Origin of the sequence: Actinomadura bangladeshensis (assembly GCF_004348335.1) — a bacterium.
Classification (GTDB): Bacteria; Actinomycetota; Actinomycetes; order Streptosporangiales; family Streptosporangiaceae; genus Spirillospora; species Spirillospora bangladeshensis.
Window position 1 is genome coordinate 43,694 of the sequence record NZ_SMJW01000018.1, and the last position, 10,683, is coordinate 54,376.

At 75.9% G+C, this 10,683-nt stretch carries 9 protein-coding genes; 3 read left to right on the forward strand and 6 right to left on the reverse strand.

The window, feature by feature from the left end; translation table 11 throughout:
• Nucleotides 1-127 precede the first annotated feature (127 nt).
• The 3 genes from E1284_RS06080 to E1284_RS06090 all read right to left on the reverse strand — a co-directional run bounded on the left by E1284_RS06080 (nucleotide 128) and on the right by E1284_RS06090 (nucleotide 3,145).
• Nucleotides 128-1,825: a thiamine pyrophosphate-binding protein gene (locus tag E1284_RS06080; RefSeq protein ID WP_131937957.1), complete on the reverse strand. Its 1,698-nt coding sequence runs from the start codon at nucleotides 1,823-1,825 to the stop codon at nucleotides 128-130.
• On the reverse strand, nucleotides 1,822-2,595 hold the full coding sequence (locus tag E1284_RS06085) for a cyclase family protein (RefSeq protein WP_131937959.1): 774 nt from the start codon (nucleotides 2,593-2,595) through the stop codon (nucleotides 1,822-1,824). Before E1284_RS06085 ends, E1284_RS06080 begins: the two co-directional genes overlap by 4 nt.
• 106 nt (nucleotides 2,596-2,701) lie before the next feature.
• Nucleotides 2,702-3,145: a nuclear transport factor 2 family protein gene (locus E1284_RS06090; protein WP_243714281.1), complete on the reverse strand. Its 444-nt coding sequence runs from the start codon at nucleotides 3,143-3,145 to the stop codon at nucleotides 2,702-2,704.
• Between the two features lie 160 nt (nucleotides 3,146-3,305).
• Here E1284_RS06090 and E1284_RS06095 point away from each other — a divergent pair, with 160 nt between their 5' ends.
• On the forward strand, nucleotides 3,306-4,154 hold the full coding sequence (locus tag E1284_RS06095; protein WP_131937963.1) for a siderophore-interacting protein: 849 nt from the start codon (nucleotides 3,306-3,308) through the stop codon (nucleotides 4,152-4,154).
• A gap of 24 nt (nucleotides 4,155-4,178) precedes the next feature.
• On the opposite strand, the gene E1284_RS06100 is transcribed toward E1284_RS06095, so the two are convergent.
• Complete coding sequence (locus E1284_RS06100) at nucleotides 4,179-5,543, reverse strand: ABC1 kinase family protein (RefSeq protein ID WP_165965140.1); 1,365 nt, start codon at nucleotides 5,541-5,543, stop codon at nucleotides 4,179-4,181.
• Nucleotides 5,544-5,634: 91 nt separating this feature from the next.
• The gene (locus tag E1284_RS06105) at nucleotides 5,635-6,273 is read right to left on the reverse strand and encodes a QsdR family transcriptional regulator (RefSeq protein WP_165965141.1); all 639 of its coding nucleotides are present in this window, start codon (nucleotides 6,271-6,273) and stop codon (nucleotides 5,635-5,637) included.
• A 91-nt stretch (nucleotides 6,274-6,364) separates the two neighbouring features.
• On the opposite strand from E1284_RS06105, the gene E1284_RS06110 reads away from it, so the two are divergent.
• Nucleotides 6,365-7,201 carry a cyanophycinase gene (locus E1284_RS06110; protein WP_131937965.1) on the forward strand — a complete coding sequence of 279 codons (837 nt, stop codon included), beginning with the start codon at nucleotides 6,365-6,367 and terminating at the stop codon, nucleotides 7,199-7,201.
• 2 nt (nucleotides 7,202-7,203) lie between these two features.
• On the forward strand, nucleotides 7,204-9,843 hold the full coding sequence (cphA, locus tag E1284_RS06115) for a cyanophycin synthetase (protein ID WP_131937967.1): 2,640 nt from the start codon (nucleotides 7,204-7,206) through the stop codon (nucleotides 9,841-9,843).
• Here the strand turns inward: cphA and E1284_RS06120 are convergent.
• The coding region (locus E1284_RS06120) for a phosphatase PAP2 family protein (protein ID WP_341770374.1) at nucleotides 9,840-10,683 on the reverse strand (844 nt) is incomplete at its 5' end. The two genes, cphA and E1284_RS06120, sit on opposite strands and share 4 nt — an antisense overlap.

A 10,683-nucleotide genomic window follows, 5' to 3' on the forward strand; every position in this document is an offset into this window, starting at 1 on the left:
CGCGGACGCGAGGACGTCCGGCGGGACGGGCCGGCGGAGGCGCGGCGGCGGTGCCGGCGCGCCGCCCGGCGGGCCCGTGCGTGATCGTGACGGCGTCATGCTTCCCAGCGAGAGCCGCCCTACACGGTCAGTGACCGCGGAATGCCTCCGCCAGCCACCAGGCGGGCCGGTCCCGCGCGACCTTGGCGTCCACGACCATCGGCCGGTCCCGCGGCCCCGCCAGCCAGTCGGCCACCGCGGCCAGGTCCTCCCGGCGCCGGACGGTCGCCGCCGCGCAGCCGAAGCCGCGGCCGATGGCGGCCAGATCCGCCGGCGGGAACGTCACCGTGTCCAGCGGGTGCCCGCCGGGGCCGAAGTGGTGCACCTCCGCGCCGTACGCCTCGTCGTCGTAGACGACCACGAGCAGCCCGAGCCCGAGCCGGACGGCGGTCTCCAGCTCCGCGATCGACATGAGCGCGCCGCCGTCGCCGAGCGCGGCGACCGTGAGCCGGTCGGGCCGGGCCACGGCGGCGCCGATCGCGGTGGCGAGGCCGAGGCCGACCGACTGGAAGGCCTGGGTGAACACGAGCCCGTCGCCGTCGGGGACGTCCAGGAACATCGCCGGGTAGCCCATGAAGTTGCCGGAGTCGACGGCGACGGTGCGCTCGCGGGGCAGCAGGTCGTCGAGGGCGATCGTCAGCGTCCGGGGGTCGATGCGGGGACCGCCGTCGTCCTTGGCGTCCGGGTACTCCTGGTAGGGGACGTCCCGCCAGCGGCCCTCGCGGGCGAGCCGCTCCGCCGTCTCGGGCGTCCGGTGGCCGGTGGAGCGGTGGCCGCGCGACTCCAGCTCGGCGAGCACGGCCCGCGCGGTCTCGGCGGCGTCGCCGATCAGGCCGAGGTCGACCGGGCGGTGCGCGCCGAGGGCGCGGGCGTCGACGTCGACCTGCACGACCTTCGCGTCCGGGCCGATGAGGGCGCCGTGCCGGGTCGTCCACATGGTCAGCGAGCAGCCCCAGGCCACGATCAGGTCGGCGCCGCGGATGAGCTCCGCGGCGGCGGGCGTCGCGAAACCTCCGCTGACGTCCAGCGCGAACGGGTCGCCGGCGAACAGGCCGCGCGCGACCGCGGACGTCGCGGGCAGCGCGCCGCAGCGCTCGGCCAGGCCGGCGAGCGGCTCGCGGGCGCCCGACAGCCGGGCGCCGCGGCCGGCGACGAACACCGGGCGCCGCGCGGCCTGCAGCGCGTCGGCGAGCCGGGCCACCGCGACCGGCGGCGGCACCGGCAGCGGCGGCACCCGGGCGGGCCGCGGCTGGTGGCCGGCGGGCCGCGCGGCGGACCGGCGCGACTCCTCGTCCGGGAACGCGGCGCCCTGCACGTCCAGCGGCAGGCCGAGCAGCACGGTGCGGCGCTCGGCGACCGCGGTCCGGCAGGCGCGCGCGACGTCGTCGAGCGCGGTCTGCGGCGAGTGGACCCGCTCGGGGACGGCGCCGACGGCCGCGGCGATCGCCGCCTGGTCGATCCGGAAGTTGGAGCGGACCGCGGCGGCGGCCGTCTCGCCGGCCACGACCAGCAGCGGCGTGCCGCTCTTGGCGGCCTCGGCCATGCCGGTCACGGCGTTGGTCAGGCCGGGGCCCTGGTGGACGGTGACGACGCCGAGGCCGCCGCTCACCCGCGCGTAGGCGTCCGCCATCGTCGCGGCGCCGCCCTCGTGCCGGGCGGCGACGAACCGGGCGCCGTGCGCGATCAGCGCGTTCGTGACGTGGAAGTTGCCGCTGCCGACGACCCCGAAGACGGTGTCGGCGCCGAGCCGCGCGAGCGCCCGCCCCACGGCCTCCGCGACGTTCATCGCTCGATCAGCGCGAGCACGCGGGCGGGGCTGCCGGACCCGCCGACGATCGGCAGCGGCGCCGCCACCAGCACGGCGCCGCGGGCGGGCAGCCGCTCCAGGTTCTGCAGCTGGGTGAGGCCGTACTTGCCCGCGCCGAGGAAGTAGGAGTGGCAGGGGAACGGCGGGTCGAACGCGTGCGCGCCGCCCGCGTCGGTGCCGACGGTCTCGGTGCCGAGGCCGAGGACGGGGGTCTCCTCGGCGAGCCACCGGGCGCACTCGGCGGAGATGCCCGGCGTGTGGGAGCCGTTCTCGTCGGCGTTGAGGAAGGCGGCCTGGTCGCCGGACCGGGCGTCCCAGCCCGTCCGGTAGAGCAGCCAGCCGCCGTCCGGGAGCGGGCCGTTCGCCTTCTCCCAGTCGCGGACGTGCTCGATCTCCAGCAGGAAGTCGGGGTCGCCGGCGGCGTGCTCGGAGGCGTCCAGCACCACGGCGGGGGCGACCAGGCGGCCGGGCGGGACCTGCGCGACGTCCTCGCCGCCGCGGCCGGTGGCCCAGTGCACGGGCGCGTCGAAGTGGGTGCCGACGTGCTCGCCGGTCTCGATGTCGTTCCAGTACCAGGCCGGGCCGCGGTCGTCGTACCGGCTGATCTCCGTGAGCCGGAACGGCGCGGTGTTGGCGAACGGCTCGGGCAGCTGGAGGATCGGCGTCCGCTCCGACAGCGGGGCGGTCAGGTCGACGATCTCCACCGAGCCGTCGGCGACGGCGGCGAGCAACGGGGCGAGCACGGACATCGTTCCTCCGGCACGGGGGCGGCTGTGGGGGGTCGCGAGGTCCCCCGAACGTACCGCAGATGCCCCTGCTCGGAGGGCCGTCCGGCCCGGTCCGCGCGGGTACCGCTCACTCGCCGGCGAGCCAGGGGTAGCGGGCGGTGTCGGCGCCGGCGTAGTCGGGGTCCAGGTAGATGAACACGCGCTGGATCCGCCAGTCGCGGATCTCGAACACGTCGCACCACCGGCCGGCGCCCCACTCGGGCACGCCCGCCCGCCACGGCCCGTCCCGGTGCTCCCCGTGGCTGGTGCCCTCGCAGACCACCGTGTCGCCGCCCGAGAAGATCCAGTTGAACGAGGCGTAGTGGTGCCGGATCGCCTTGATCGTCGCGCCGACGTCGGCGAACAGCCGGCCGATCTCCTCGGTGCCGGTGGCGAGCCCCCACTTCGGGAAGTACACCTGCGCGTCGCTCGCGAACAGGTCCAGCAGGGGCGCGCCGTCGGAGGTGACGCCGCCGTTGTCGAATCCCTTGAGGTACTCCAGCGCCACCGACTTTCGCTGCTCGTCCGTCATGGTCCGCGTGCTGAGTGCCAATCTCATCACCGTTCGCGTCGCCGGGCCGCCCCCCAGACGGTAACCCGGCGCCGGGCCGCGATCGAGGTCCTGGAACAAACCGGCCATCCCAGCGGGTTAGGGTTACCTAAGTACCGTGATCCCGATCATCGGAGGACGCATGGCGACGGAACCGGCGCGCAGGGGACGCAGGCTCCACCGGGGGACGGTGCTGCGCACCGAGCGCCTCACCCCGCACATGATCCGCGTGGTCCTCGGCGGCGCCGGGCTCGCGGAGTTCGGCGCGGGCGAGTTCACCGACCACTACGTGAAGCTGCTGTTCCCGCGGCCCGGAGTCGCCTACCCCGAGCCGTTCGACATGGAGCGGGTGCGCGCCGAGCTGCCGCGCGACCAGTGGCCCAGCACCCGCACCTACACCGTCCGCGCGTGGGACGCGGAGGCGCGCGAGCTGACGATCGACTTCGTCCACCACGGCGACAAGGGCCTCGCCGGGCCCTGGGCGGCGAGCGCACGCCCCGGCGACGAGATCCTCTTCAACGGCCCCGGCGGCGCCTACGCGCCGCGCGCCGATGCCGGCTGGCACCTGCTGGCCGGCGACGAGAGCGCGATCCCCGCCATCGCCGCCTCCCTGGAGCGCGTCCCGGACGGCGTCCCCGCCCGCGTCTTCATCGAGGTCGCCGGGCCCGAGGAGGAGCAGAAGCTCCAGGCGCCGGACGGCGCCGAGATCGTCTGGCTGCACCGCGGCGGCGGCCGGGTCGGCGACCTGCTGGTCGAGGCCGTCCAGCGGCTCGACTTCCCCGGCGGCGAGGTGCACGCCTTCGTCCACGGCGAGGCGGCCTTCGTCAAGGCGCTGCGCCGGCACCTGCGCGTCGAGCGCGGCCTGCCGCTGGAGCAGCTGTCGATCTCCGGCTACTGGCGCCTCGGCCGCGACGAGGACGGCTGGCGGTCCGGCAAGCGGGAGTGGAACCTCCAGGTGGAGCAGGAGGAGGCCGCCGCCCTCGGGCGTTAGGCGGCGCGGGTCAGGCGGCGCGGGTCAGGCGGTGGCCTGGGACTGGTCGGGCAGGTCCTCGGGGTCCTCGTCGTCGTCGGCGAAGCCGGGGAGCCAGCGTTCGGCCTCGGCGCGGAAGGCGCCCTCGGCCTCCAGCTGGCAGAGGACGCCGCCGCAGCCGGACAGGGCGCGGCTGACGGCGAGGTACTGCGGCGGCAGCCGGAACGCGCGGGCCAGGGCGCCGGGGCGCATGTCGGAGGCGAGGCCGAGGCCGCGGGCGGTCTGCTCGCGCAGCCACTCGCGGGAGTAGCGGAAGCGCTCCACCGCGAACGGCGCGGCGTGCGGGGCGACAAGGTCGGCGATCTCCTCGGGGTCGACCTCGGCCTCGGGGACGAGGAAGCCCTCGTCGCAGAGGGCGTCGACGATCTCGTCGGGGTCGCCGAGGGTGCCGATGCGCAGCAGGCGCCCGATCGACCACTGCAGCTCCGCCGGGACGCGGGCGGCGCCGCCGAAGTCCAGGACGCCGAGGCGACCGTCGTCCAGCAGCCGGAAGTTGCCGGGGTGCGGGTCGATGTGGATCATCTCGCAGCGGGCCGGGCCGGACAGCAGGAAGCGGAACAGCAGCAGGCCGGCGCGGTCGCGGGTCTCCTGGCCGCCCTCGGCGATGACCCTGGCGAGCGGGGTGCCGTCCAGCCACTCGGTGACCAGCACGTCGCCGGACTGGGCGACGACGGCGGGCACGGCGAAGTCGGGGTCGCCGGCGTAGGCGTCGTGGAAGGCGGTCTGCGCGCGAGCCTCGTCGGCGTAGTCCAGCTCCTTCTCCAGGCGCCGCTTGAGGTCGGCGATGACCGGCTTGACCTCGACGCCGGGGAACAGCGGGGTGAAGAGCCGGCTGAGCCGGGAGATCTGGTTGAAGTCGCTCATCAGCGCCTGCGCGGCGCCGGGGTACTGGACCTTCACCGCGACCGCGCGGCCGTCGTGCCAGACGGCCTTGTGGACCTGCCCGATGGAGGCGGCGGCGGCCGGCCGGTCGTCGAACTCGGCGAAGTGGTCGCGCCAGTCCTCGCCGAGGCCCTCGGCGAGGACCCTGTGCGTCGTGGCGGCGGGCATCGGGGGCGCCGCCTCCTGCAGGCGGGTGAGGCTGGCGCGGAACGGGCCCGCGATCTCCTCGGGCAGCCCGGCCTCGAAGATCGACAGCAGCTGGCCGACCTTCATCGCGCCGCCCTTCAGCTCGCCGAGCACGGCGAACAGCTGCTCGGCGGTGCGGCGCTGGACCTCCAGCGCGACGGCCTCGGCGGGGCGGCCGAGGGTCCGCTTGCCGAGCCCGAGGGCGGTGCGGCCGGCGAACCCCAGCGGGAGGCTCGCCAGCTTCGCGGTGCGCGTCACCGCGCGGCGGGGGATGTCACTCACGGCCCGGCCGTCCCTCTTTCGACGATGCGTCCAATGACTTAGCCTCTCATGGCGGGCGGACGCCACAAAGCGGTCATCCCCCGTCAAAGATTCAGCGTCCGGCGGGGCCCGAAGATTCCCGGCCGCCGTCCGGCGCGCCCGGCGCGCACGGGCGCAGCAGCAGCTCGACGACCTCCAGGGCCTGGTCGATCTCCGGCCGGTTCCCGCCCAGGTAGTGGGCGTACATGAAGGAGTCGGCGACCCGGACGATCGCCTGCGCGAGCGTGCGGGTCGGCAGCGGGACGCGCAGCGCGCCGCGGTCGATCTCCGCCTGCAGCTCGCGGGCCAGCAGCTCGGTCGCGCGGTCCTCGATGGTGCCGGGCATGGTGGCCAGCCGGATGAACAGCCGGGGCTCGCGCTCGGTGAACGCCTTCAGCGGCGCCGCCTCCACGACCGCGCGCATGAAGCGCTCCAGGACGGCGAGGATCCGCGCCGCACCGGCGCCGCCCACGCCGCGCACCGCGACCTGGTAGGTGCGCTCGGTCATCTCCGCGAGCACCGACCCGAGGAGCTGCTCGCGGCTGCCGACCCACCGGTAGAGCGTCGCGCGCCCGACCCCGAGCTCGGCGGCCAGCGCCGACATGTCGATCGGCTCCCCGCGCAGGTAGTGCGCGGACGCGGCGGCGAGCGCGGCCGCCGGCCCGGCCGGGGACCGGGCGGGAACGTCCGGGGGAACGGGGCTGCCGCTCATCCGCACAGCATGGCACAGCGCCGCGGCCGGGCCGGCCGGGGCTCCCCGCGATCGCGCGACTACCCGGCGTGACGAAGGGTAGTCAGCTGGTGTGAAGGACAAACATGGGGGTGCCGGACGCAAGGGCCGGCTGCTGATCATCGGTGGGGCGGAGAACCGGACCTGCGGGTCGGGGCCGCTGGAGACGTTCGTCGAGCTGGCCGGGGCCGAGGACGCGCGGATCGTGGTCGTGACGACGGCGACGGAGGTGCCCGAGGAGGTCGCCGACGAGTACACGGCGGTGTTCGGGCGGCTCGGCGTGCCGTCGGTCCGGGAGCTGCGGCTGCTCGGCCGGGCCGCGGCCGACGACCCGGCGACGCTGCGCGCGCTGGACGCGGCGACGGGCGTGCTGTTCAGCGGCGGCGACCAGTCGCGGATCCGGACCCTGGTGGGCTCGAAGACCAACGAGTTGCTGAAGCGGCGGCTGGACCAGGAGGGCCTCGTCATCGCCGGGACGAGCGCGGGCGCGACCGCGATGGGCCACTGGATGATCCTGGGCGGGCACGGCCACGAGGTCGCCGCGTCCAGCGTGAAGGTCGGCCCCGGGCTCGGCCTGCTCGACAACGTGCTGATCGACATGCATTTCAACGAGCGCGGCCGGCTGCCGCGGCTGATGAGCGGCATAGCGCTGGACACCCGCCTGCTGGGCGTCGGGATAGACGAGGACACGGCGATCGTCGTCGGCGACGGCCAGTTCCAGGTCGTCGGGACGGGCGTGGTCACGGTCGTGGACGCCGGGCAGTCCACCATCGCCTACGCCGCCTCCGACGACGAGCCGATGGCGATGTTCGACGTGTCGCTGCACCTGCTGCCGGCCGGCTGCACGTTCCAGATGAACGACAAGCTGCCCGCGATCGGCGACATGCGCGGCCCGGACGGGGAGGAGTAGCCGTGCGGCTCGACCACGTGCGCCGCCTGAGCGGCCCCAACGTCTACCTGTCCCGTCCCGTCGCGATCGCCCGCCTCGACCTGCAGGCGCTGGCCGGGCACGAGACGACCGACCATCCCGGTTTCGCCGAGCGGCTGGTGGAGGCGCTGCCGGGCCTGGCCGAGCACCACTGCTCGGCGGGCCGCCCCGGCGGGCTGCTGGAGGCGATGGCGCGCGGCACCTATTTCGGCCATGTCACCGAGCACGTCACGCTGCAGTTGTCCGGGCTGATCGGCCGCGAGGTGTTCTTCGGGCGGACCGTCCGGGCGGGCGGGCCCGGCGACTACGACGTGATCCTCGAATGCCCGCGGGACGAGCCGCCGGACAGCCCGGTGGTGGAGCGGCTGATCGCGCTCGCCGTGCGGATCGTGACGGGCGCGCTCACCGGGGCGGTGCCCGACACCTCCGCCGAGCTCGCCGAGGTCGCGGCCGCGCACGAGGGCGAGCGGCTCGGGGTGAGCACGGCGGCGCTGGCGCGCGCGGCGCGGGAGCGGGGGGTGCCGGTCCGCCGCGTCGGCGGCCTCAACCTGCTCCGGCTCGGGTACGGGCGGTACCGGCGGACGGTGTGGGCGGCGATGACCGACGCCACCTCCGCGATCGGGATGGAGGTCGCGGGCGACAAGCGGCTCGCGCACCGGGTGCTCGCCGACGCGGGCGTCCCCGTCCCCGAGGGGCGGGTCGCGGCGTCGCCGGCGGAGGCGCTGGAGGCGCTGCGCGACATCGGCGGGCCGGTCGTCGTCAAGCCGCTCGCCGGGCACCAGGGCGAGAACGTCCACATCGAGCTGACCGAGCCGCCGGAGGTGCTGGCCGCGTTCACGGCGGCGGCCGGGGAGGAGGGCGAGGTCCTCGTCGAGTCCTACATCCCCGGCAAGGACTACCGGGTCCTGGTGGTCGGCGGCCGGGTCGTGGCGGCGGCCGAGCTGACCGCCGCCTGCCTGACCGGCGACGGGGCGGCGACGGTCGCGGCGCTGGTGGAGCGGGTCAACGCCGACCCGGCGCGCGGCGAGGGCCACGACCGGCCGCTGACCCGGCTGGTGCTCGGCCCCACGGAACTGGCGCTGCTGGCGCGGCAGGGGCACGGCCCCGAGACGGTGCCCGGCGACGGTGAGCGGGTGTGGCTGCGCCGCAACGCGAACCTGTCCACCGGCGGCGCCAGCCGGGACGTGACCGGCGACGTGCACCCCGACCTCGCGGCCCTGTGCGTGCGCGCCGCCGCGGCCGTCGGGATGGACGTGTGCGGCATCGACCTGCGGCTGCCCGACATCGGCTCGCCGCCGCCCGCCGAGCGCGGCGCGGCCGGGATCCTGGAGGTCAACGCCGCACCGGGCCTGCGCATGCACCTGGCGCCGCACGAGGGGGCGGGCCGCGACGTCGCCGGCGACGTCCTCGACCTGATGTACCCGGCGGGGACGCCGTCGCGGATCCCGATCGTGTCGGTGACCGGCACCAACGGCAAGACGACGACCGTCCGGATGATCGCGCACATGCTGGAGCTGGACGGCCGGCGGACCGGCATGACCAGCACCGAGGGCGTGCACGTGGGCGGGCGGCTCGTCCACCTGTCGGACGCGTCCGGGCCGCGCTCGGCGGAGATGGTGCTCGGCGACCGGTCGGTGGAGGCCGCCGTGCTGGAGACCGCGCGGGGCGGGATCGTCCGGCGCGGCCTCGGCTACGAGCGCGCCGACGTCGCGGTCGTCACCAACGTCACCCGCGACCACCTCGGCGTGGACGACACCGAGTCGCTGGACGACCTGCTCGACATCAAGGCGCTGGTCGCCGAGGAGATCAGGCGCGGCGGGCACGTGGTGCTGAACGCCGAGGACGAGCCGTCGGCGAGCCTCGCCGAGCGCCCCGCCGTGCGGCGCCGCGACCCGGTGCTGCGCTTGTTCTCGCTGTCGCCGGACGCGCCCGTCCTCGTGGCGCACCTGCGCGGCGGCGGCCTCGGCTACTACCTGGCCGACGGCTGGCTGACCGAGGCGCGCGGCGACCGCCGCACCCGGATCCTGCCGGCCGGGGAGGTGGCGGGCGCGTTCGGCGGGCACGCCGGGCACGTCGTCGCGAACGCGCTGGCCGCGTGCGCCGCCGCCCGCGCCCTCGGCGTCCCGGTGGACGTGCTGGCGCGGGCGCTGCGCTCGTTCGACCCGCACACCCGCAACCCGGGCCGGGGCTGCGTGTACCAGGTCGGCGACAACCCGGTCCTGGTCGACTACGCGCACAACCCGGCCGCGGTCGCGGCGATCGGCGCGTTCGTCGAGCGGCGCTGGGGCGCCGGGGGCGTCGCCGCGGTGACGCTGCCGGGCGACCGGTCCGACGAGCTGGTCGGCGAGACGGCGCGGGCGCTCGCCGCGACGTTCGGCCGGGTCGTCGTCTACGAGGACGAGGACCTGCGCGGCCGCCGGTCGGGCGAGATGACCCGGCTGATCGTCCAGGGGCTGCGGGAGGGCCGCCCGGAGGCGTCCCACCATCCGGCCGGGGACCTGAAGGGGGCGCTGACGTCGGCGCTGGACCTCGCCGCGCCCGGCGAGCCCGTCCTGCTGCTGTACGAGAAGCTGCAGCCGGTGACGGAGCTGCTGGAGACGCTGGGCGCGGAGCCGGCCGGCTAGCCCGGTGCCCGGACCGGCCGCTGCGCAGGGGGCGGGCGCAGCAGCAGGACGCTCACCGCCAGCAGGGCGAGCACGACGATCCCGTCCAGCCAGTAGTGGTTGGCGGTGCTCACCACGACCGCGATCGTCAGGACCGGGTGCAGCAGCCACAGCCAGCGCCAGCGCGTCCGGGAGGTGATGATCAGGCCGAGCGCGATGACCGCCGCCCAGCCGATGTGCAGCGACGGCATGGCCGCGTACTGGTTGGCGACCGTGTCGGCCTGCGGCGGCCCGTACACGGCGGGGCCGAACCGCGCGGCGGTGTCGATCAGCCCGGTGTGCGGCAGCATGCGCGGCGGGGCCAGCGGCACGAGCAGGTGCAGGACGAGCGCGATGCCGGTCAGCGCCACCATGACCCGGCGGACCCACCGGTAGTGGACCGGCCGCCGCAGGTAGATCCACAGCAGGAACGCGATCGCCGCCGGGAAGTGCACGTAGGCGTAGTAGCAGTTGGCCGCCTGCACCAGGAACTGGCTCTGCAGCAGCTCCTGCTGGACGCCGGTCTCGCTCGGCAGGTCCAGGACGCGCTCCAGGTGCCAGACGCGGTGGGCGTTGTCGAACGCCTCCGCGACCCGCCCGCTCGCCAGCAGCCGCCCGAACTTGTAGACCAGGAACAGCGCGGTGACCAGCAGCAGCTCGCGGACCGCCCGGGGCCGCCCGCCGGGCCGGCCGCCGCCGGCCGCCTCCCCCGCGGCGGGCCGGTGCGCGGGGCGGCGCAGCCGCGCCAGCGCGCCGGCGGGCCGGGACGGTCCATGGAGAAGGCTCACAGCGCCGTCCTTCGTCTCCGGGGCGGGGGGCGGG